Annotated in this window: 14 protein-coding genes and 1 pseudogene; 9 read left to right on the top strand and 6 right to left on the bottom strand. The window is 76.2% G+C overall.

Annotated elements, in window-relative coordinates:
• Positions 1-31: 31 nt before the first annotated feature.
• Positions 32-2,161: a DUF1996 domain-containing protein gene (locus ACFF45_RS14135; protein WP_446697135.1), complete on the bottom strand. Its 2,130-nt coding sequence runs from the start codon at positions 2,159-2,161 to the stop codon at positions 32-34.
• 101 nt (positions 2,162-2,262) lie between these two features.
• On the opposite strand from ACFF45_RS14135, the pseudogene ACFF45_RS14130 reads away from it, so the two are divergent.
• The 3 genes and pseudogenes from ACFF45_RS14130 to ACFF45_RS14120 all read left to right on the top strand — a co-directional run.
• A pseudogene (locus ACFF45_RS14130) lies at positions 2,263-2,788 on the top strand (dihydrofolate reductase family protein); the annotation flags it as partial.
• Positions 2,789-2,995: 207 nt separating this feature from the next.
• Positions 2,996-3,205: a DUF2180 family protein gene (locus ACFF45_RS14125; RefSeq protein ID WP_381346209.1), complete on the top strand. Its 210-nt coding sequence runs from the start codon at positions 2,996-2,998 to the stop codon at positions 3,203-3,205.
• Positions 3,206-3,292: 87 nt separating this feature from the next.
• Positions 3,293-3,739, top strand: a complete 447-nt coding sequence (locus ACFF45_RS14120; RefSeq protein WP_381346208.1) for a Fur family transcriptional regulator — start codon at positions 3,293-3,295, stop codon at positions 3,737-3,739.
• Between the two features lie 26 nt (positions 3,740-3,765).
• Here ACFF45_RS14120 and ACFF45_RS14115 read toward each other — a convergent pair whose 3' ends face one another.
• The 5 genes from ACFF45_RS14115 to ACFF45_RS14095 form a co-directional block, all read right to left on the bottom strand.
• Positions 3,766-4,647, bottom strand: a complete 882-nt coding sequence (locus ACFF45_RS14115) for an SDR family oxidoreductase (protein WP_381346206.1) — start codon at positions 4,645-4,647, stop codon at positions 3,766-3,768.
• 280 nt (positions 4,648-4,927) lie between these two features.
• Positions 4,928-6,547, bottom strand: coding sequence for a phytoene desaturase family protein (locus tag ACFF45_RS14110; protein ID WP_381346205.1), 1,620 nt, complete (start codon positions 6,545-6,547; stop codon positions 4,928-4,930).
• The gene (locus tag ACFF45_RS14105; protein WP_381346203.1) at positions 6,540-7,052 is read right to left on the bottom strand and encodes an SRPBCC family protein; all 513 of its coding nucleotides are present in this window, start codon (positions 7,050-7,052) and stop codon (positions 6,540-6,542) included. Before ACFF45_RS14105 ends, ACFF45_RS14110 begins: the two co-directional genes overlap by 8 nt.
• Positions 7,053-7,166: 114 nt before the next feature.
• Positions 7,167-7,838: a class F sortase gene (locus ACFF45_RS14100; RefSeq protein ID WP_381346202.1), complete on the bottom strand. Its 672-nt coding sequence runs from the start codon at positions 7,836-7,838 to the stop codon at positions 7,167-7,169.
• A 109-nt stretch (positions 7,839-7,947) separates the two neighbouring features.
• Positions 7,948-8,658, bottom strand: a complete 711-nt coding sequence (locus tag ACFF45_RS14095) for a hypothetical protein (RefSeq protein ID WP_381346200.1) — start codon at positions 8,656-8,658, stop codon at positions 7,948-7,950.
• Between the two features lie 393 nt (positions 8,659-9,051).
• Between ACFF45_RS14095 and ACFF45_RS14090 the strand changes: the two genes are divergently transcribed.
• From ACFF45_RS14090 to ACFF45_RS14065, 6 genes are all read left to right on the top strand, one after another.
• On the top strand, positions 9,052-9,906 hold the full coding sequence (locus ACFF45_RS14090) for a DUF4132 domain-containing protein (protein WP_381346198.1): 855 nt from the start codon (positions 9,052-9,054) through the stop codon (positions 9,904-9,906).
• Positions 9,903-15,104 (top strand): hypothetical protein, encoded by a 5,202-nt coding sequence (locus ACFF45_RS14085; RefSeq protein WP_381346196.1) that lies wholly within the window; start codon positions 9,903-9,905, stop codon positions 15,102-15,104. Before ACFF45_RS14090 ends, ACFF45_RS14085 begins: the two co-directional genes overlap by 4 nt.
• Before the next feature lie 71 nt (positions 15,105-15,175).
• Positions 15,176-16,357 (top strand): ATP-binding protein, encoded by a 1,182-nt coding sequence (locus ACFF45_RS14080; RefSeq protein WP_381346194.1) that lies wholly within the window; start codon positions 15,176-15,178, stop codon positions 16,355-16,357.
• Positions 16,358-16,362: 5 nt separating this feature from the next.
• Positions 16,363-20,073, top strand: coding sequence for a DUF5682 family protein (locus tag ACFF45_RS14075; RefSeq protein ID WP_381346192.1), 3,711 nt, complete (start codon positions 16,363-16,365; stop codon positions 20,071-20,073).
• The gene (locus tag ACFF45_RS14070; protein ID WP_381346190.1) at positions 20,070-21,959 is read left to right on the top strand and encodes a hypothetical protein; all 1,890 of its coding nucleotides are present in this window, start codon (positions 20,070-20,072) and stop codon (positions 21,957-21,959) included. The genes ACFF45_RS14075 and ACFF45_RS14070 overlap by 4 nt, the downstream gene beginning before the upstream one ends.
• A 118-nt stretch (positions 21,960-22,077) precedes the next feature.
• On the top strand, positions 22,078-22,662 hold the full coding sequence (locus ACFF45_RS14065) for a DinB family protein (RefSeq protein ID WP_381346188.1): 585 nt from the start codon (positions 22,078-22,080) through the stop codon (positions 22,660-22,662).
• Positions 22,663-22,730 lie beyond the last annotated feature (68 nt).

Raw genomic sequence — 22,730 nt, 5'->3', positions numbered from 1 at the left:
TCCGCGCAGCCGGTTCCGCAGCCCGGCGTCCTCACACCTGGCGGCGCCGGGTCCGCACCAGGAGCAGACCGCCCGCGACCAACAGGGCGGAACCGGCCGCGGCGGGCCACAGACGCGTGCCGGTCTCGGCCAGTCCGCCCTGGCTCGCCTGCGGGGCGGTGGCCTGTTGCCCGGCCGGCCCGCCGGTGCCGGAGCCGCCCGTGCCGGAGCCGCCGGTTCCGGCCTCCGCGGCGGGCGCGCGGGTCGTGGCGGCGGGTGACGGCGCGGTCGGCGTGCCGGCCGCCTTGGGTGCGACGGGGCGCGGTGCGGTCGTCACCGCCGCGTCATCCTGGGCGGCATCGGAAGCGTCGCTGCCGGGTGTCTCGTCGCCAGGGGCCGCTTCGTCAGGGGCCGCGTCGCCGAGGGCCTCACCGCCCCGTGCGTCATCACCGGGGGCGTCGCCGGCAGGGGCCTCCCCGCCGGGAACCTCACTGCCGGGCGCCTCGGTGGGCTCGGCACCGGCACCGCCGTCACCGGGCTCACCCGGCTGCTCCTCAACGTTGTTACCGGGCTCACCCGGCTGCTCCTCACCGTCGTCACCCGGCTCACCCGGCTGCGGCTGCTCCCCGCCGTCGCCGCCGTCGCCGCCCCCGGCTCCGTCCTCGTTCCCGGACCCCGCCGCGCACTGCCGCCCGCCGTTGATGCAGTCGACCATCTCCGCCATCAGGTCCTCGTCGAAGACGTTGATGAAGTCGCCGTGGTCGGTGACCGGCTTGTGGAGCTGCTCCGGGAAGGAGTCCACCGCGAACAGCGGCGTCGTCCGGCCGCCGTCCTCCAGGCTCGGCGCGTCGACGTCGTAGACGATCCGCTGCACCAGCTGCGGGATCGGGCGGAAACCGGAGGGGCAGCCGCCGGTGGGGTCGGCGAAGGCCACGTGCGTGCGGTGGTTGGCGCTGTCGATGTTGGAACCGTCCCAGCAGCTCTGGAAGCGGAAGGTGCGCACCACGTCGCTGCCGGGCGGGCACAGCGGGTACTTGTCCGTCAGCTGCCGGTCCTCGAAGCCGGTGCAGCTCCAGGAGGCGTTCGCGTTGGCGGGGCCGTTGACGAACGCCTTGGCGTCGCCGGTGATGATGCGCAGCAGCCGCGGCATGGCGGTGACCTCACCGCGCGGATTGCCCCCGAAGGTCAGCGTGACCTCCTCGGGCGTCACGATCTCGCCGGCGTTGCCCTCGATCCCGCCGCCGGGCGCCTGGGCGTCCTGCTCCTGCGTACCGTTCTGCAGACGCAGCACGGGCCAGTAGTACGACGACCTGTCCCCCGGGTCCGCGCAACTGGTGTCGGCGGCGGCGAGGTCCTCGTCGCTCGCGAAGGCGTTGCTGGCCTGGTTGCCGACGTAGTCGTGGAAGTGGTGCGCTCCGTTGGTGACGCCGGGGGCGACGATCACGTTGTCCGAGTTGAACAGGCCGCCGGCGTTGACCCCGCAGCTGGTCGTGAACGTGCCGCGCGAGGCGCCGTCCGTCTGCTGCGGTGCGGTCACGTCGGGCTGGACGCCGGTGATGTCCGCGTAGTCGGCGGCCACGGGACCGTTGCCGGCCTGGCCGCCGATCCCCCCTTGCCCGTCGCTTCCCTGACCGGCACTTCCTTGCCCGGCACCGCCTTGCCCGTCACTTCCTTGCCCGGCACCGCCTTGTCCGTCACTTTCCTGCCCGTCGCCTCCGTCGCCCGCCTGCTCCCCGGCCGCCCGCAGCGTGCACGCCGCCAGCGCTTCGAGCCCCTCCGGCCGCTCCCCCGCGTTGTCCAGAGCGACGGCGACGCGCTCGATCGTCGCCGCGCGTCGCTCCGTCAGCGGTGCCAGCACCGCCTCCTCGGCGGAGCCGGCCGACTGCTCGCGCAGTTGCCGGTAGGCGTCGGCGACCTGCTGGTCGAGCAGGGCGAGTTCCTGGTCGACCGCCGTGCGGGCCGCGTCCGGCACCACGGTCAGCCGCTCCCCCACGTCGGGACAGTCGACGGTGGCGACACCCCACGCGCTCGTGGTGTCACCGACGTCACCGCCCGCGCCGCCGTCGGTCGCGGAGGCGTAGACGTTCACCCCGACCAGTCCGCCGCCGCCCAGCATCAGCGCGACGGCCGCGAATCTCGCGCGTCGCGCGCCGGTCGGACGTCTGCGCGTGTTGCGTCCCACAGTCTGTACTCCTAGGCGTTGGTCGACCCGGACGTGCGTTCCCCCGGGTGCCATACGCGGCGCGGAGCCGGTGTGTTCAATCGGCGCGCAGATCCGCACGCTGGGCCGGCGCCACGGCGAGTTGGCCCATGCGCACCGACCCCGGCGGCACCCGCGGCCTCGATGACCACTTCACGCGGGACTTCGCGCGCGACGTCGGCGCCGAGATCATGGGCCGCAACAAGTTCGGGCCCCGGCGCGGGCCCTGGCAGAACCACGACTGGCGCGGCTGGTGGGGGTGACGAGCCGCCGTTCCGCACCCCGGTGTTCGTCATGACGCACCACATGCGCCCTTCGTTCGCCCTTTCCGGCACCACGTTCCACTTCGACGACGGCGACCCGGCCACGGTCCTGGAACAGGCCCGCGCTGCGGCACAGGGCAAGGACGTCCGACTCGGCGGCGGGGTCACCACCGTCCGGGAGTTCCCCGACGCCGGCCTCGTCGACACCCTGCACGTAGCGGTCTCGCCGGTGAAGCTCGGGTCCGGGCTGCGGCTGTGGGAGTCCCCCGAGGAGCGTGCGACCGCTTCCCCCCTGTTGGTCGTCCCCAGCCCGAGCGGCGCGACCGACCACTTGTTCCGGCGGAGGCGACCGCCGACTCACGCCGGGAGATCATTGCGGGCGCGAAGCCCTCTCATACCCACCGCACCCCGCAGGGGCCTCTCATGGGAGGCAGGGATCGTCTGACACATGACCATCACCACACCGGGCTAGATTGGACTGAGTCCAGGGTGGACTCTAAACTCACTCACGGCGGGCGATAGCGTCTGCAAACCATCATCCAAGGAGTGAGACATGATGTGCTACGACTGCACCGAGGAGGGGCGGACCGACACGGTCGGCATCGGCATCTGCGCCCGCTGCGGACTGTTCACGTGCCGCGACCACGCCCAGATCGTCCGGGAGCAGGTCGAGCAGTTCACCGGCCTCGCCCGCCCGGCCGGCCGGCCGTCGGTCCGCAGGGCCGTCTGCACCACGTGCCGCGTGGCCGAGACCACCCACTGAGGCCGGCCGTCACCTGAGGCCGGTTGATCGTGTCCCATCACGGCAGTATTGTCCGGAGATCAGCGCAGTCGCGCCCCGGGGAGTGACATGACCGTGGAACCGCAGGCGGGCGACCTGCTCAAACGCAAGGGTCTGCGCAACACCGCCCAGCGCCGTGCGGTGCTCGCGGCCCTGCGGGGGCACCCGCACTCCACGGCACCCGACCTGGAGGCGCGGATCGGAGTCGGCAAGCACGCCGAGAGCGGCCTCTCACGGCAGGGGCTGTACAACGTCCTGGAGGACCTCACCACGGCGCGGCTGATCCGCTGCATCGAGCCCGCGGGCTCGCCCGCCCGCTACGAGCTCCGCGTGGGCGACAACCACCACCACCTGGTCTGCCGCGGCTGCGGCCGGGTCGAGGACGTCGACTGCGCGGTCGGTGCGGCCCCCTGCCTGGATCCGCTGGAGCGCAAGGGCTTCGCCATCGACGAGGCCGAGATCACCTGGTGGGGCCTGTGCGAGGACTGCCAGCGCCGCACCACCACCTCCCCCTGACCGGCGCAGTCCCTCACCCGCACCGCTCAGGGGGCGTCTTCCATCGCCTCGCGGTCGGCCTCGCCACCCGCGCCGAGCAGGCCGGTCGGCAGGAAGGGCGCCTCGGCCTCCAGACGGGGCAGGCGGCGCCGGGAGACACGCAGGACCACCGGAGGCAGCGCGGCGCGTACCGGCTGGACCAGTCGCAGCCAGGGCGGCGCGTAGACGGCCGTACGCCGGCGCTCCAGGCTGTGCGCGATCCGGTCGGCGACCGACTCGACGCTGTGGACGCGCCGGGCAGGCGGCGGCATCTGCCGGCGCAGCTGCCGCAGTACGGCGTGCTGGTCGGCCTCGCGCACCATGTCGGTGTCGGTCCAGTTCAGGTAGGCGATGCCCACGCTGACACCGTGGTGGGCCACCTCGGCCCGGAAGCTGTGGGCGAAGGCCTCGACGCCGGCCTTGGAGGCGCAGTAGGCGCTCATCAGGGGAGCCGCGCCGAGCGACGCCAGTGAGGCCACCTGGAGGTAGTGGCCCCGCGTGGTGATCAGGTCGGGCAGGAACGCCCGGGCGGTGTGCGCGCTGCCGGTGAGGTTCACGTCGATCACCCGCTGCCAGATCGCCGGATCCGAGGTGAGGAAGGGGCCGCCCTCGGCGATGCCGGCGTTGGCGACCACCACCGAGGCGGGCCCCAGGCGGGCGCGGACGGCGCGCGCGGCGGTGGCGAGTGCCGCCGGGTCGGTCACGTCGGTCTCCAGGGCGAGGGCCGAGGTGGGCAGGGCGGCCGCGACCGCCTGGAGTGCGCTTCCCTCGTGGCCGAGCAGAGCCACCCGGGCGCCGCGCACGGCGACTTCGTGCGCCAGCGCCGCGCCCAGCCCGCGGGCCGCTCCGGTCACCACCACGGTCCGGCCGCCGAGCGGACTGCTGTGCATCGGGGGGCCTCCTTCTCAGCTGTCCCGGCGTTCCCGGGTACCGGGCGTCCCGGGCACCGGGCGTTCCCGGGCACCGAGCGTTCCCGGCTTCCCGGCTTCCCGGCTTCCCGGCTTCCCGGCTTCCCGGCTTCCCGGCTGGGAACGAATGTCTTCTGTCCCTCTTGTTCCCGCCCGAGGTCGCGCCCGGATGCGCCTGAACCGGTGGTTCCGGCCTGGTGGGCCCGGCCCGTCCGGTACTGGGAAGCGACCGGCCCCGCCAGTCGCGGCCCCGCCGGTCGCTTCAGCGTTTTGCCCCGGTGCGGTCCCGTCGGGTGAGGAGCCGCTGGGCGGCCGCCAGACCGGGTGGGCGGCGGCGGTGCAGCGCGGCCCTGGCGGCGTTCGCCCCCGGCGCTCCGTGCACGCCGCCGCCCGGGTGCGCTCCGGCGGAGGCCAGGAAGAGACCAGCGACGGGGGTCTCGGGGCGGCCGGTACCGGGCATCGGGCGGAAGACGAGCTGCTGGTGGAGGGCGGTCGTGCCGCCGTTGATGGCCCCGCCGACCAGGTTGCCGTCGAGTGCCTGGAGGTCCGGGGGCGCCAGCACGCGCCGGGCCCGGATCAGCGCGCGGAAACCGGGCGCGAGGCGTTCCACCTGGTGTTCGACCCGGTCGGCCATGCGCTCCTGGTCCCCGGTGTCCCACCGTCCGGTGATGCCTTCACCGGCGGCGTCGCCCCGGATGTCGTGGGGCACATGGGTGTAGGCCCACGCGGACTCGGTGCCCTTCGGGGAGCGGGCGGGGTCGGCCGTGGTCATCTGGCCGAACAGCAGGAAGGGCCGGTCCGGGACCTGCCGCATGGCGATCTGCGCGGCGAACCGGGTGAGCTCGTCCATGCCGTCCGCCACGTGCACGGTCCCGGCCCGGCGCGCCTGCTCCGCCCGCCAGGGCACCGGGCCGTCCAGTGCCCAGTCCACCTTGAAGGTGGCGAAGTCCCACTGGAAGCGCCGCAGGTCGGCCAGGGTCTGCGGGGGCAGGTGCTCGGCGGGCACCAGCTCGCCGTACAGGGCGGGCACCGACACGTCCGCCAGGACCGCGCGTCGCGCGGCCACCGTCTGCCCGGCCGCGGTACGCACGGCGACGGCCCGCCCGCCGCGCACGACGATCCGCTCGACACGCTGTCCGCAGCCCAGCCGGCCGCCGCGCGAACGCAGCCGCCGGACGAGGGCGTCGGTCAGCGCGCCGGAGCCGCCGGCGGGCACGGGGAAGCCGTAGGTCTGGCCGAGCATCGCCATCAGCCAGCCGAACCCTCCGCTGCCGGCCGCCTCGGGGGCCAGGTCGGCGTGGAGGGCGTTGCCGGCCAGGAGCAGCCGGCCGCCCTCGCCGTCGAACTCCTCCTCCCCCAGCCGGCGCACCGGCAGTACGAGGGAGCGTGCCGCGCGCAGCCCGCCGGCGGCGCGCAGCCTGAGGGCCAGCCGGGCGGTGGCGCGGACCGGGGGGAAGGGGGTGAACAGGGCGCTCAGCAAGTCGGGCTGGAGGCTCCCCCACAGCTCGTGCAGCCGGCGCCAGGCGGCTCCGTCGCCGGCCGCGAAGGCGTCGAGTGACGCGGCCGTGGTGTCGAGGTCGCGGTCGAGCACGGCACAGGTGCCGTCGGTGAGCGGGTGGGCCAGCACGCTGGGCGCGTGGCTCCACCGCAGCCCGTGGTCCTCCAGCCGCAGTCCGGCCAGCACGGGCGAGGCCGCGGCCAGCGGATAGAAGGCGCTGAAGACGTCGCTGACGAAGCCGGGGTCGACCCCCCGGTCGTGCCGTACCGCGCCCCCCGGTTCGGGTTGCTCCTCCAGGACCTGCACGCTCCATCCGGCGTCGGCGAGGAGGTTGGCGGCGACCAGCCCGTTGGGGCCGGCCCCGATCACCACGGCGTCAGGCATCGGCCGTCCCGCCCGTGCCCGCGGCGGCTGCGCCGGGAGCGGACACGGTGGCCCGGCGGCCCCGGTCGCCGCGCGCCGCCGCCTCGCACAGCTGGGCGAGACGCTTGAGCATGGCGCGGTGCCGGAGCTGGATCAGCACCTCGAAGCCCGCGTTGTGCAGCAGGCCGCCCGCTCCCTGGAGCGGGTGCTCGTCCACGAGCACCAGGCAGTGTTCGCCCCACGGCCGCAGTTCGATCGCGATGCGGGCCGTGCCGAGCGGGCCGGCGTGGGCCTCCAGTTCCAGCGCCTCGCCCTCGTCGCAGCGGCGGACGACCGTCTCGTTGGACAGCCGCAGCGGCCCGACGGGGATCTCGTAGCGGATGGCCGCGCCGGTCTGCGGCCACTGTCCGCGCACCGGTTCGACCGCCGAGGGTCCCACCACCCACCGCGCGTACGTGGCGCCGTCGGCCAGTACGGCCCACACGACGGCCGGACCGGCTTTGACCAGTCGATGACGAGCTGCCAACGTGTACCTCCGCGCTGTCGTGGGCCCCGGCTGCGAGGGCCGGGCCATCGCCGAGTGCCCTGCGCCGCCCCGGTCCAATCGAACCGGCTCCCACGGAGGCGGGGCGGCGCCGCGTCACACCAGGTGGGCGAAGACCACCAGGTTCTCGGTGTAGTCCTTCGCCGAACGGTCGTACTCCCCCGCGCAGGTGATGAGCCGCACCTCGGGGCGGCCCCGGTCGGCATACACGAGCTTGTCGGGGAAGTCGTCCTTCGCGAAGGTCTGCGTGTCGTCCACGACGAAGTGCGCCTTGCGGCCGTCGGCGCGAGCGACGGTGAACCGGTCGCCGCGCCGGAGTTCGTAGAGGCCGGCGAAGACGGCCGCCGAGGTGGCGGTGTCGACGTGCCCGGCGACGATGGAGGTGCCCTGCTCGCCGGGCGAGACCCCCTTGGCGTACCAGCCGACGAGATTGGTCTCGGCCGCCGGCGGCGGCTCGAGCTGGCCCGAGGCGCCGACGGCGAGGGGGACGAAGGGCGCGTCGACGGAGATCTTCGGGATGGACAGCCGGGTCGGTGTGGAGCGGGGCAGCGCCCGCACGGCCTGTTGGGTCCGTGCGGGAGCCGCCGTCGGGGCCGGGGAGCGGGGGGCCGCCGGCGTGGTGTCCGGCTCTTGGCGACCGCCGAACACACTGACGCCGATGATGACGATCGCCACGCCCCACAGGGTCAGCCGCCCGCCGTGGCCGGGGTGCTGCCCGTCCGGCGCCCGCTGGACGGGAGGCGTGGCGGAGGGACCTGCTGCTGTCATCGGACATCACCTCACTCGGACGTGGCAGCACGGGCTTGACGGCTTGGGGGGCGGGTGGTCGGCACGGTGTCGCCGGCGGCGGCCGCGTCCCCGGTGTGCGGGAGACCGGTCAGGACGTCGGCTCGGCGGCCTTCTTGCGACGCAGCGCGTACACGCCGGTGGCGCCTACGGCGAGCATGGCCAGCCCGCCCGTGGTGACTCCGGGCGCGGCGAGGCCGCCGCCCCCGGTGTGCATGCCGCCGCGCGGCTTGCCGTGGTCGTCGCTGTCCTTGTCGCCCTTGTAGGACCCGGAGTCGTACTTGTCGCCACCGTGGTCGTACTTGTCGCCACCGTGGTCGTACTTGTCACCGCCGTGGTCGGACTTGCCTCCGTCGTGGTCCGACTTGCCGCCCTCGTGGTCCGAGCTCCAGTCGTCACCGCCCCGCACCGCGGCGAGCGCACCGCCACCCGTGTGCATGCCGCCGCGCGGGCCGTCGTGGCTGCCGTCCTTGTCGTGCTCCTTGCTGTAGTCCTTGTCGTAGTCGCTCCCGTAGTCCTTGTCGTAGTCCTTGTCGGACTCCTTCTCGGAGTCCTTGTCGTAGTCCTTGTCGTATTCCTTGCCGGACTCCTTCTCGGAGTCCTTGCCGTAGTCCTTGTCGTAATCGCTGCCGGAACCCTTGTCGTGGTCGCCGCCGGAGTCGCTGCCGTGGTCACTGCTGTACGAGGAGTCGTCACGGCCTTCGTGGTCCCCGGCCGTTACGGCGAACGCGGCGCCGGGCGAGGTGAAGGCGAGTGCGGCGGAGGCGGCCGCGGTGGCGAGAAGAATGCGTGCAGAGCGCATGTCGGTGTCCTTTCGCCGTGGCCGGGCAGCGAACAGGGCATCAGCTGGAAGGGACCCGGCCTCGACACGAACCACCGTGGGTCAGCGTCCCGAGGCGCACCATCCGGGCCGTCCAGCCGTGTCATCGATCCACCCGTCTGTCCCAGCAACACGCCGACGAGTCCCTCGTCGGGACCAGTCCGGCGGGGCCCGGAGGACGCGGTACGGGATGCCGGCAGGCGACACGCCGTCAGCCGGCGGCAGGTCCGCTGCCCGCGCCGGTGAGGTCCCCGGTCCATGGGCGGTGCCGCGCCGGTCCCGGTTCCGTCCCGCGCACCGGGCCGCCGGGCCGCGTTGTCAGAGGCCTGCTCTACAGTTCCCGTCACTTGATCATTGCGGGTGCGGGAGGCACGCATGGGGTGGGTGTCGGCCGGCGGCTACGAAGTCGCCCTCGACGACGGCAAGGTGGTGTGCCGCAACGCGGCCGGGCGGCGGCTGAAGTCCGTACCGTCCAAGATCGCCGACGATCCGGCGGTGGTGGGGCTGCGTCAGCTCGTCGAGTGGCTGGAACGGCACGAACGGCAGTGCCTGGCCGACGTCGAGCGGTGGATGGTGCGGTCGCTGCCGGTGCCGTTCGCGGTCCTGGCGCGCGTGTGGCCGGACCCGGCCTGGCAGGCGGCCCTGCGCGACCTGGTGGTCACGGGGGCGGACGGCGAGGTGGCCGGGTTCCTGCGGGACGCCGACCCCGAGCGCGGCCTCGGCCTGGTCGACCTCGACGGCGACACCGTGCGCCTCACCCCCGGCCTGGTCCGCCTGCCGCACCCCGTGCTCCTGGACGACCTGGAGGAGCTGCGGGAGTTCGCCGTCGAACTCGGCGTCGAGCAGCGCGCCCAGCAGCTCTTCCGCGAGGTGTGGCACCGGCCCGCCGCACTCGACGCCGAGGCGGCCTCCGTCGAGGACTACGCGGGCGGCGCCTTCAAGGAACTGCGCTTCCTGCACGGCCGGGCGACCCAGCTCGGCTACCGCGTGCGCGGCGGCCACGCCGTGTGCTCCGTGCTGGAGGACGGCCGCGGCGTCGAGGCCCGGGTGTGGGTCGGCGACTACGACGGCTACGAGGAGACCGAGACCGGGCCGCTGGTCTTCACCGACCCGGCGGGCCGGGTGCTGAAGCTCGGCCGGGTCGGGCCGGTGGCCTGGTCGGAAGGCATGCGCATGGCCGCGGCGCTCTACGCCGGGCGCGACATCGAGGACGAGGAGCGTGCGGCATGACGACCCACGGCACCACCACGCACGACGCCACCGCCCACGACGAGACCACCGCCGCCGCGCTGCTCGACGCCGGCGCCGTGCTGCCGCCGGGCGCCACGGACCGGGAGGACGCCGACGTCCTGACCGTCCGCACGTACACGCATCCCGCGCTGGGCGAGCGCGCGGTCGTACGACTCGTGCCGGGCACGCTGGGCGAGGCCGAGGACCTCGCCCTGGACTTCCTCGGACTGGTCCGCGAGCCGGAGGTCCACGAGGTCGGGCAGGTGCGCCGGGAGACGCTCGGCTTCCCCGCCTGGGCACTGGTCAACGACCCGGCGAACGGGCACCACGCGCTGGCGCTGGTCAGGGACGTCGAGCGGCTCGCCCGGCAGGCCAAGTCCCGCCCCGGAGCGGCGAAAGAGGGCTTCGAGGCGCTCGGCGAGCAACTCGGCCGGGCCGTGCCGCACTTCCTGCCCACCTTCTACGAGCAGGCCGCGCGCGTCTTCCTCCAGCACGACAACACCACGTACGCGGCGGCCTTCTTCGGCAAGGCCCGCGAGGCGGAGCGGGTGCACGCGCTGGCCGTGGACGAGGAGCGGCAGCGGGCCGTCTTCCTGGAGTTCGCCTTCGCCGGGGCGCTGACGGTCAAGGCGCTCAAGGAACATGTGAAGGCCCTCTCGGCCCGGCTCGCCCCGGCGCGGGCCTGGGCGCAGTTCCGGCAGCTGACCGTGGAGCGCTGCGCGGCGGGCATGCCGCCGTACGCCTCGCTGCCCCAGGACGCGCGCACCCTGATCAAGGCCGCCGGACTCGACCGGGTCAGCGAGGAGTGCGGCCTGGTCGCGGACCTGCTCGCCTCCCCGGCGGCGGTCCGGGCCCCCGCGTCGTTCTGGAACGCCTACCGGGCGACGCTGGTCGTCCTGGCCGGACAGCGGCCCGCGGTGCGGGTCCGGCTGCTGGAGATCATGCCGGCCGGGCTGGGCCGCTCCACGGAGGACGACGAGTTCTGGCTGGCGCTGCTCGCGGAGACCGGCGCCGACCGGATGCTGACGGGCGAGACCGGGGCGGACGCGGCGGAGGACGGGGCCGACGCGGCGGACGCGGCCGGCGGGGTCGCCGCGGCGGAGGCGCCGGGCGAGGTCGACGCGGCGGACTGGCTCAGCCGCTGGGCGCTGCACCGCAAGCACGGCGGCACGGTCAGCGGCCGGTCACCGGCCACCCTCGCGCTGGTGGCGCGCATGGCCCCGCGCCTGCGGGCCCAGGGCCGCCCGGTGAACCTCTTCACGGGCCGCTGGCACGCCGGCGCCGACCTCGACCTGCTGGACCTGTGCGCGGCGGAGGGCATACCGCTGACCCTGCCCGCGGCCGACGAGCAGGTGCACCTCCCCGTCGGCCAGTGGCTGCGGGAGACCCGGCCCGGGCGGCGGGACCTGGCGGCGGTCGGAGCGGACCCGCGCTACCGGCGCCTGCTCTACACGGCGGTCGGGGGCCTGACCGGCCACCGCTCCGGCACGGAACTGCTGGACGGACTCGCGGGACACCCCGTCCTCGCCGGCGTACTGCGCGAGTGGCTGGACGACGCGGCCGGGGAACTGGAGCAGGCGGCCGGCCTGCCCGCCGCGCGCGCCGCGCTGGAACGGCTGCTTCCGTTCCGTGCCGTCGCCGCCCGGGTCAGCCCGCGGGCCGTGGCCCGGGCCGCCGCGCTCGACGTCGCGCCGCTGCTCGGCCGCACCCTGCGCGCCGGCATCCTGGACGAACTGGGCTGGCCCGCCCTCGACGAGGCGCTGCGGCGGCTGGACGCGGAGACCCGGCACGACCGCAACGACACGCTCGCCGTCCACGAGGCCTGGCCGGCGCTGATCCTGGCCCGCAGGCACAAGGTGATCGTCGTGGGCCCGCAGGACATCCTGCTGGAACACGACCTGCGGCTGCCGGTCGACCAGGACCGCTGGCAGCGCCCGGCGTTCCGCTACACGGACGGCGAACTGCTGGTGATGTGGCGGCGCGACGGCCGGCAGTACGGCTACTGGTCGGCCCGCCCGACCGAGGTGTTCACCCTCGGCGGCGAACAGCTCCCGCACTGGTACAGCAGCGGCGACGCGGGCGAGACCTCCGTTCCGCTGCCCGGCGGCGGCCGGGCCACCGGCGGGCGGGCCCTGCACGCCGGGGACACGGTCCTGCCGCCCGCCCGCCCCGTGCTCGGGGACGGCACCTCGTACTGGCGCCAGGGCCGGCAGGGACGGCAGCAGGTCTGGCTCGAGTACGACCCGGCCACCGGCACGCACGGACGGGCCTCGCTGCCCGCCTTCCTGCGGACCGGCATCCGCGAGGGCGCCACCCTGCTCCAGCGGCACTGCTCGGTGCTGCCCCTGCAATCCGGCCTGGAGGACAGCCCGTTCGGCACCGACGGCACGGTCCTCGGCCGCTGGGTGCGCACCGAGGGCGAGGGCGACGAGGCCCGTCTCACCGTCGGCACGCCGGACGGGCGCACCGTCACCCTGCCGGCGGCACCCGGTGCCCGGACGCCGGGCGTTCCGCTCGGCGCGCTGCGGCTCCCCGGCGGGGCCGAGACCGTGGCCGTCGCCCAGTACCGGCACGTCTCGTGGTACGGCCGGGACGGCGGCACGGATGTGCGGGAGCTGGGTCATGTGACGCCGCTGGAGCGCGGCGGGGAGTTCGCCGCCGGGACGCGGCTCGTGCCGCCGGTCGACTTCTGGCACGCGCTGCGGCCGCGCGACGAGGCTACGTCGGCGGTCCTGCGGGCGCTGACCGACGAGCAGGCGGACGCGATGCTGCACGCCGGGATCGCGGCGCTGAGCGAACGGCAGGCGAAGGTCGCGGCCGCGGCGGCCCGGGCGAAGGCCGCGGGCGACGCGGGAGCGGGCACGGTGGCTCCCGGGCACGCCGTGGGCACGGCGGCCGGTGCCGGGAACGCGTCGGGCACGGCGGGTACGGCGCAGGCCGCCGCCGGCGAGCCGGAGATCCCGTCCGCCGACGAGGTGCTGGGCGCGAGCGTCCGCCACTGCCTGCCGGCCCTCACCGAGCCACGGACGGTCACCGGGGTCGCGGCCCTGGTGCGGGCGGTGCTGCGCCTGGCGGAGTCGATCGCCACCTTCGTGACGCCTCCGGTGGAGCGCCCGAAGACGGAACGCAAGCGGACCGAAGGCATGTTCGCCGACTACCGTCCCGAACACGGTGACGACCAGACGCTGCGCGAGGCCGTCGCCGGCCTCGCCGACCTGTACGGCTGGTGGGGCGGCGGGCAGCGCTGGAGCGCGCTGCGCCAGATCCGCGCCGTCAGCCACGTCCTGTCCGGCAAGCCGGCCGACGGCCAGTGCCTGCCGGAGGCCGCCCGGCTCGCCGGGGCCGCCGAGGGGTGGCTCAGCGACGAGTTCACCGTACCGGACATCGGCTCGGTGTGGCCCTCGGTGCTGGGCGCGCTGCGGCCGCTCGCCTACCGCGCCGCCATGCCGACCCTGACGCAGACGCACCGCCAGGCGCTGCTGCTGCTGTTCGAGGCGATCGTGGAAGGGCCGCTGGCCGGAGCGCGGGGCGCGCTGCGCGAGGTGGTGCTGAGCGAGCCCAGCGGCGGGCCGGAGCGCGCCGGTCAGGTGCTGCGCCGGGAGGGGCGCACCGTCGTCGTCCTCGGCCGCCAGGGCGTCGACCATCACCACAGGCGCGTGAGCTGGCTGGCGCTGGACCATGACCCGACGGGCGGATTCGGCGCGGTCGCGCACTTCGTACTGAAGCAGGAGACCGTCTACCCGCCGGTGTTCCCGGCCGACGCGCTGGCCGAGGTGATGGGGCTGGTCCGGGACAAGGGACCGGCGCCCTGGCAGCCGGAGGCACCGGGCGCACTGGCCGCCGCGACGCACGGCGGACTCGGGCCCGTGCAGGCGGCCCTGCTGCTCGCCGGCAAGCCGCCGCAGCTCACCGCCGAGGTGATCGCGGCCACCGGGCTGAAGCCGCGGCAGAAGGAACTGGGCGACGCGCACCTGTCCTCGGTGCCGCCCGCGGACCAGGCGGCGCTCGTCGGCGCGCTGCTGCCGGCGGACCCGGCCGATCTGTGGACCGAGGGACCGGACACGGACGCGGCGGGCCGCGTGTGGGCCGAGCGGTTCGCCGGGCTGGTCCGCCTGCCCGAGGACATCGCCGGCGAGCTGTCCCTGGCCGGCGTGCCCAACGGTTCCGCCGAGGAGGTGCTCAACCCGCAGCGCACCCCCTGGATCAGCCGCACCACGGTCCAGCGGCCCGGCGAGGACGGCGCCCTGGTGCCGGACGACGCCCGGGCACTGCCCGGCCGGTACCGCCTGACGCGCGCCGTGGCCGCCCTGGCCGGGCTCGCCTACTGCCTGCCGTACGGCCACCCCCTGCGCGCCGCACTGCCGGACGGGCTGGCCGCGCTGCGCCGCCGGGTCGCGGACCCCGGGCTGCTGCTCGACCTCGACCTGGCCTGGACGGAGAAGGGCACGCCGTCCGCCGTGGAGCTGCGCAAGGCGTACGGGCTGCCCGCCACCGGAGGTGCCGACGCACACGGCCTGACCCCGGTGGGCGAGGCGCTGGTGCTGCGCCCCTGGCACGGCGACAAGGAGACCGTCCTGGTCCGCACGGGTGCACTCACGGGGGCGGACGACCCGGTGTTCGGACTGGTCGAGGGGCTCGTCGGGGCCGGGCGGGGCGCGGACATGCGGGCGCTGCGCACGATCCTGGACGACGGACTCGCCCGCGCGCTCGCCGCCGGAACGGATCCCGAGGGGCCCACCGGATGCGCCCAGGACCCGTCCGTCAGCGTGCCCGGACTGGTCGCCGAGGTCGCGCGGACGCACGGCCTGGGCGAGGACGCGGCCACGCTCTACCTCCAGCTGCTGGCCCTGCCCGACCCGACGGACCGCAACTGCGCCCGCTGGACGGGCTGGAAGCCGGCCCGGACGAAGAAGGCGCGCGCCGAGCTGGCGGCCACCGGCCTGGTCGTCGAGGCGAAGCGGGCACGCGCCGGGCGCACGCTCTTCCTGCCGTGCGGCTGGCTCGACCTGAAGTCGCCCGCGCTGCCGGTGGAGCTGTGGAAGCGGGGCCTCTACCCGATCCCCGACCAGGCGCGCGCGGTGCCGCTGCTGCCGGTGCCGGAGCTGTTCACGCGCGCCTGGGACCGCGTGCGGTCCGGTGACGCCCCGGCCTACGAGGAACTCACCACTCGCGCCACCCGCAAGGGCCGCCGCCGATGACGGCGCCCGACCCGCGCCAGACCGCACACCCGCACCCGACCGTCCACCCGCGCCCGGAAGAACACGCATCGATGACCACCACCCTCTCCCCCGCCACGGACCCCGCCCCGGACCGCCAGATCGTCCCGCCCGAGGACCGGTACGCGACCGAGCTGGCCTTCCTCGCCGCGTACGACGACGGGCCGCGGCCGCCCGCGTGGCGGCTCACCCCACGTGCGGTCGTCACGTTCGTGATGGGCAGCGACGGCCGGGCGCTGAAGCTGCCCGACCGCGCGCAGGCGCCCGACGGGGTGCCGCGGCGGCTGGTGGTCGAGGGCAAGTTCGTCGGTGAGCGGGCGCTGGTCGAGCGGTGCGTGGTGACCCTCGCCGGGGAGCGCGGGCTGCTGCTCGTCGGCGAGCCCGGCACCGCCAAGTCGATGCTGTCGGAGCTGCTGGCCGCCGCCGTGTGCGGCACCAGCGGCCTGGTCGTGCAGGGCACGGCCGGCACCACCGAGGACCAGCTCAAGTACGGCTGGAACTACGCACTGCTGCTGGCGCAGGGCCCCAGCCGGCGGGCGCTCGTGCCCTCCCCCGTCCTGACCGCGATGTCCCGCGGCGCCGTCGCCCGCGTCGAGGAGGTCACCCGCTGTCTGCCGGAGGTGCAGGACTCGCTGGTGTCGTTGCTGTCCGAGCGGCGGATCGCGGTGCCCGAACTGGCCGGCACCGACGACGCGCTGGCGCACGCGGCGCCCGGCTTCACCCTCATCGCCACCGCCAACCTGCGCGACAAGGGTGTCTCCGAGATGTCCGCGGCGCTCAAGCGCCGGTTCAACTTCGAGACGGTCGGCCCCATCGGGGACCTCGACGCGGAGACCGCGCTGGTGCGCAGTCAGGCGCGGGCGTCCGTGGAGCGCGCCGGGGCCCCGTTCCAGGTCGACGACGCGGTACTGGAGGCACTGGTCACCGCCTTCCGGGACCTGCGTGAGGGCCGCTCGGCGGAGGGCTGGGAGGTGGAGCGGCCGTCCACGGTGATGAGCACCGCGGAGGCCGTGTCCGTCGCCGGGGCGCTCGCCCTCGCGGCGGCGTACTTCCCGGGCGACCGGGACGTGCTCGGGCTGCTGCCCGGCCACCTGCTGGGCGTGGTCCGCAAGGACGACCCCGCCGACGCGGCCCGGCTGCGCGGCTACTGGGACGGTCCGGTCCGGCGCCGCGCCGAGCAGGGTTCCGCCACCTGGCGCACCCTGTGGGACCTGCGTACGGTCCTGGAGGGCTGACGGCCGTGTCCCTCACCCACGGGGCGGTCCCCGGCCCGGCCGCGCCCTCCCGGCCGGCCGGCCCGGCCTCGCCCGACGCGGCGCTCGCCGCCCTCACCGGCCCGGCGGCGCCCTATCTGGTCGGCGTGCGGCACCACGCGCCGTCGCTGGCCGCCGCCGTGCCCGCGCTGCTGGACGCGGCGGAGCCGGACGTGCTGCTCGTCGAACTGCCGGCCGAGATGCAGGAGTGGCTGCCCTGGCTCGGACACGAGGAGACGCGGGCCCCGGTGGCGCTCGCCGCCGCGCCCGCCGACGGCAGCGGCGGCACGGGGCCGGCGTTCTATCCGTTCGCCGACTTCTCACCCGAGCTGGCGGCCGTGCGCTGGGCCGCCCGGCACGGCGTACCAGTGGTCGCCTGCGACCTGCCGCTCGCCGACCGCGCGTGGGGCGAGGCTCGGCGGGCCGCGGGAGAGCAGGTGGGCGGCCCCGGCCTCGCCACCGCCCTGCGGGCAGGGCTGACCGGCCGCCCCGGGGACGACCTCTGGGACCGGCTCGTGGAGGCGACCGCCCCCGGTTCCCCGCCGGAGGCCCTGCGCCGGGCCGCCCTGCTCACCGGGTGGGCGCTGCGCGAGGACGCGGCCGCCTCGGGCGGCGTACCGGAACTGGACCTGCGGCGGGAGCGCTGGATGCGGTCCCGGCTGGCCGAGGCGACCGCGCGCGGGGAGCGGGCGGCCGTGGTGGTCGGCGCGTTCCACGCCCCGGCGCTGGTGCGGTGGGCGGCGGACACGGCTGCCGCAGCCGACCCGTCCCGGTGCCCGGCGCCCGCGGATACCGCTGCCGCAGCCGACCCGTGGCCGGCCCGGCAGGGGACGGCGGCTTCGCCGGGCGCGTCGCCGGGCGCCACAGCGGGGACCGCGACGGCCGCCGAGGCGCGGCGGTCCGGCTGGACGACCTCGTTGATCCCGTACACGTACGCCCTGCTCGATGAGCGGTCCGGTTACCCGGCGGGCATCCGCGACCCGGAGTGGCAGGACATGGTGCTGCGGGCGGCGGGTGACCCGGCGGCGCTCCAGGAGGCGCTGACCCGGGCGGCCGTCCGCGTCTGCGCGGCACTGCGGGACCTCGGCCACCCCTCGGGCCCCGCCGACGCGCGGGAGATCAGCCGGCTCGCCTCGGACCTCGCCCGGCTGCGCGGGCTGCCCGCGGCCGGGCGCGGCGAACTGGTGGAGGCCGTGCAGACGGTGCTCGCGCAAGGTGAGCCGTACGGGCGGGGGCGGGCCGTGGCGCGGGCGATGGAGCGGGTGCTCGTCGGCACGCGCGGCGGGCGCCCCGCCCCGCAGGCGCCGCGCAGCGGCCTCACCCCCGCGGTCGAGGCCGAGGTGGCGCGGCTGGGCCTGCCCGGCCCGGCGGCGGGCGGCCGCGCCCCCGCGCGGGACCTGCGGCTGGATCCGCTGCGTTCGGATCTCGACCGGCGCCGTGAGCTGCTGCTGCGCCGGCTGACAGTGTGCGGGGTGCCGTACGGGGAGGTGCGGGAGGTCGTCGGCGCGGGGGGTGCCGAGGCCCTGACCTCGCGCTGGGAGGTGCGCTGGACGCCCGCGACGGAGGCCATGCTCACGGCGGCCGGCGTGCGCGGGGTGACGCCCGCTCAGGCCGCCGAGGGGGTACTGCGCGAACGGCGGCGCCGGGAGCTGGACGAGGGCGGGCCGACCGCCGCCCAGGCCCTCGAAGGGCTCGAACGGGCGGCGGAGTGCGGTCTGCCGGTCCTCGCGGACGAACGTCTGGACGACGTCGCCGCCGTCCTCCCGCAGGCCGGGACGCTCACGGAACTGCTTGCCGGGCTGGCCCTGCTGGACCGGCTGCGGGCCGGTCACGTCCCCGGGCTGGACGCCGCCCCGGACCGCGCGGACCGGGCGGCCTCGGTGGCGGAGCTGCTGACCTCGGCGGCGGTACGGCAAGTGGACGGCCTGACCGGGTCCGAGGAGGTCGCCGACGCCCACGCGCTGCTGGAACTAGCCCACCGGGCGGACCTGGCGGGCGGTGTCCGGCTCGCCGACGCCCTGGCCCGGCTGTCCGCCGACGGCTCGCCGCTGATGCGCGGTGCCGCCGGGGCCGTGCGCGTGCTGCTGGGGCAGGAGGACGCGCGCGTCCTCGGTGACCGCGTGGCCTCCTGGATCGACGGGGCCACCGACCCCGGCTCGCGGACCGCGCTGACCGCCCGGCTCAGCGGTCTGCTGACCGCCGCGGGCCCGCTGCTGGAGGCCGCGGAACCCGCGCTCGAACCGCTGCTCGCCCGGGTGTCCGAGCTGCCGGACCGGGAGTTCCTCGACCGGCTCCCCGCGCTGCGCGGCGGCTTCGACACGCTCAGCCCCGCGGCCCGCGACCGTCTCCTGGCCGCCGTCGAGGAGCGCCTCGGTACGGCGCACGTCGCCGGCACGGACGGTGCCGACCCGGTCTCGCTCGCCGCCTGGACCCGGGCGGACCTCACCGCCCGCGAGGCGCTGCGTTCGCTGGGGCTGCTGCCCGTGTCCGAGGGTGCCGCCGCCCCGCCCGGCGGCCCGGCGGAGCCCTCGCCGGAACGGCCGGAGCAGGGCCGTGCCACGGCGCCGGCCGCTTCCCCGGCCGAGGACCGCCTCGTCGCCCCCGCCGACCGCTGGCGTCTCCTGCTGGGCCGCCGCGCGGACGGGCTGCCGCGGTCCGCCGCACGGCTGGCGACCGCGCTGGACGAGCTGTACGGCAGCGGACGCGGCGAGGGCAGCCGCGGGGACCTGGCCGGCGCCGGGAACGGTGGCGGACGGGAGGCGCCGTACCCCGGGGTACGGGAGTGGTCCGAGGAGCTGGCCGCGCTGTTCGGGCCCGGCGTCCGGGAGGAGGTCCTGGCGGCGGCCGCCGCGTCCGGCCGCACGGACGTCCTGGCCGAGCTGGACGCGGACGGCGTGCGTCCCTCGGTGGACCTGCTGCGCACCGTCCTGCGGCACGCGGGCGGGCTGCCAGAGGCCCGCCTGGCCACGCTGCGCCCGCTGGTCCGGCGGCTGGTCGACGCGCTGACCCGGCAACTGGCCACCCGGCTGCGGCCCGCCCTGCACGGCACCGCCCTGCCGCGCCCCAGCAGGCGGCCCGGCGGCGGCCTGGACCTGCCCCGCACACTGCGGGCCAACCTGGCGACCGCGCGCCGCCTCCCGGACGGCACCGTGCAGGTGATCCCGGAGCGGCCGGTCTTCCGCACCCGGGCGCGCCGGGCCGCCGACTGGCGGCTGATCCTGGTCACGGACGTGTCGGGGTCCATGGAGGCGTCCACGGTGTGGGCCGCGCTGACCGCCTCGGTGCTGGCGGGGGTGCCGACGCTGTCCACCCACTTCCTGGCGTTCTCCACCGAGGTCATCGACCTCACCGGGCACGTGGACGACCCGCTGTCACTGCTGCTGGAGGTGAGCGTGGGCGGCGGCACGCACATCGCGGCCGGTCTCCGGCACGCGCGCGAGCTCGTCACCGTGCCGTCGCGCACCCTCGTCGTGGTCGTCAGCGACTTCGAGGAGGGCTATCCGCTCGGCGGCCTGCTCGCCGAGGTCCGCGCCCTGGTCGGGGCCGGCTGCCACGTCCTGGGCTGCGCGAGCCTCGACGACGCGGGCCGGCCCCGCTACTCCACGGGCGTCGCCGGTCAGCTCGTCGCCGCGGGCATGCCGGTCGCCGCCCTCAGTCCGCTGGAACTCGCCCGCTGGGTAGGGGAGAAGATCGCATGAGCCCGGACCTGCCTTTGGTCGTCCCGTCCGTCACCGCCGAACTCGTCGGGGCGCTCCCGCCCCGGCTCCGCAAGCGGCTGGACGCGGGCGTCGCCAAGCTCGCGGCGCGTCCGGCCGTCCGCGACGGCGACACCGTCCGCGTCGCCGTCGACGACGAGACCGACGTCGTTCTGCACGCGCCCGGCGGGACGGTGACCAGCGCGGACGCGATCCGCTGCGGATGCCTGCTGGCCCCCGACTGCCTGCACCGCGCGGCGGCGGCCTCGGCCGCCCCGATCGCCGACGACACCCCGGACGGCGCGACGGACGCGGACCAGGCACAGCCCGCCACCGACTCCACCGACACCACCACCGCACCCGACGTCGCCACCGCCGGCGACTCCAACTCCGACACCGGCACCACCGCCGGCGACTCCAACTCCGACACCGGCACCACCGCCGGCGGCGCCAATTCCGACACCGGCACCGACACCGCAACCCCCGAACAACGCACCGCCGCCCACGCCGTGCACGCCGCGGCCGCCGCCGTCCTGGACGCCGGCACGGACGGCGCCGGCGCCGTGCTCCAGGCGGAGCTGCTGCGCGCCGCGCACGCCGCCCGCCTGGCCGGCCTGCCCCGGGCCTCCGCCGCGGCGGTCTCGGTGGTGACCCGGGTGCACGCGGCCCGCGCCGCGGCCGCCGGCCACCGCCTTGCCGAACTCGCCGGCGCGCTGGCCGGCGTCCTGGGTGTCGCCCACCGCGTCCCGCGCGCCACCGGCCCGGACCTCGCCGAGCTGCGCGGCACGGTCCGGCAGCCGTACCGCCCGGACGGCTCCCTGCGGCTGTACGGGCTCTTCTCCGAGCCGGTCCTCACGGCGACCGGGTACGCGGGCGCGGTCACCTGGACCGCCGACGCCGACGGCCGCCTGTACACGGTGTCGGACGTGGCGCCGGGCGGGCCGGCCCGGGCGACCGGCGCCGCCGACCGGGCCGTCCGCATCGGCGACACGGCCCTGACCCACCGTCAACTGTCGCGTGCGGGGCTGGCCGTGTCCGGTGCCACCGTCTCTCCGACGGGCCGGCTCGGCACCGGGGCGGCGGTACGGGCGGTCCGCGCGTCCGGCGCCGCCTGGCGCGCCGAGCCGCTGGACCGGCTGTGGGCGGTACCCGTGGGCGACCAGGTGGCGCGGGCCCTGGACGGCGGGCAGGACCTGCTGTTCCTGGAGGTGACCCTCACGGGCACCCTCCGGGAGACGGCGGGCGACTGCCTGCTGGCCGACTGCGCGGGCGTGCCCGTGCGGCTGGCGACGGCCCACGACGATCCCGCCCTCCCCTACCGGGACAACCTGCGCCTGCTCGCCGCCGCCCGGGGCAGCCGGTTGCGGATCGTCGCGCGCCTGGTCCCCGGCCCGTTCCCCCGCGCCCTGCTGCTCGCCGCCGAGCATCCCGTCGACCCCGCCGCCCGGGTGGACCTGGGCCTGGACTGGCTGCAACACGCGGACCTGCCCACCGGGACGGTCCCGGCGCCCCTCGTGGCCGCCGCCGGCGAGGAGGCCCCACTGCACCTGCTGCGCCGCCGCGTGCACCAGGCGGTGGCAGGGGGCCGCCGGGTCCTGGCGTTCTCCCGGAGCGGGCCGGGCGACGGCACCCGCCTGCGCCGGGCCGGCCTCGCCACGGCGGCCGACCTCCTGGACGGCCTGCACGGCGCCGCCGCCGACCGTTCCCGCGACGCCTTCGGGCGTCTGCTCCCGGCCGACACGGACCGCTTCGCCCGTGCCTGGCTGGCCGCCGCCCTCTACACCGACGCGGCCGAACGGGCGCTGTGCGCCGACGCCTGGGGAGCCACCGCGGCAGCGGCGCCCTCTCCGGGATCGGGCCGGGGGCCGGGCCTGGTCCCGCGCCGGTAGGGCGGGGCCGTGCGGACGAGTCCCGTGAGGGCGGCGGCACCTTTAGGACAGGATCCGACCTATACGGCTCCTAACGTGGCGCCCGTCCACGCAACACCACCGACGGAAGCCGGAGCCGATGACCGAGACCCAGCACGCCGCCACCCCGACCACGCCGTCCGCCGCGCCCACCGCGCCCACCGCGCCCACCGCGCCCACCGGCGAACGCGCCGACCTGCTGGAGGCGTTGGCCCACCACCGCGGGTTCCTGCGCCTGACCACCCGCGACCTGACCGACGAACAGGCCGGGCGGCGGACCACCGCCGGCGAGCTGTGCCTGGGCGGTCTGATCAAGCACGTCACCTCGGTCGAACGGTCCTGGGGCGACTTCATCGAGCACGGCCCCGAGGTGCTGGGCGACTGGAACAACATGACCGAGGCGGACTGGCAGCGCCGGGCCGACGAGTTCCGGATGCTGCCCGGCGAGACTCTGGCCGGGGTGCTGGAGACGTACGAGGACATGGCGCGCCGGACGGACGAACTGGTCGTCACGGTGCCGGACCTGGACCGGTCCCAGCCGCTGCCGCCGGCCCCCTGGCACGAGCCGGGCACGCGCTGGTCCGTCCGCCGGGTCCTGCTGCACATCATCGGCGAGACGGCCCAGCACGCCGGTCACGCCGACATCGTCCGCGAGTCCCTGGACGGCGCCAAGAGCATGGGGTGACCCGCCCTGGCCCCGGCCGGCGGCCCACGTCATGCGAAAATCATGACCCCGGCACGCCGAAAGGGTCC

The sequence above is a fragment of the Streptomyces cinereospinus genome (assembly GCF_042430725.1).
Classification (GTDB): Bacteria; Actinomycetota; Actinomycetes; order Streptomycetales; family Streptomycetaceae; genus Streptomyces; species Streptomyces cinereospinus.
The sequence above is the reverse complement of the archived record's forward strand: the minus strand, read 5'-3'. Positions and strand labels throughout refer to the sequence as shown.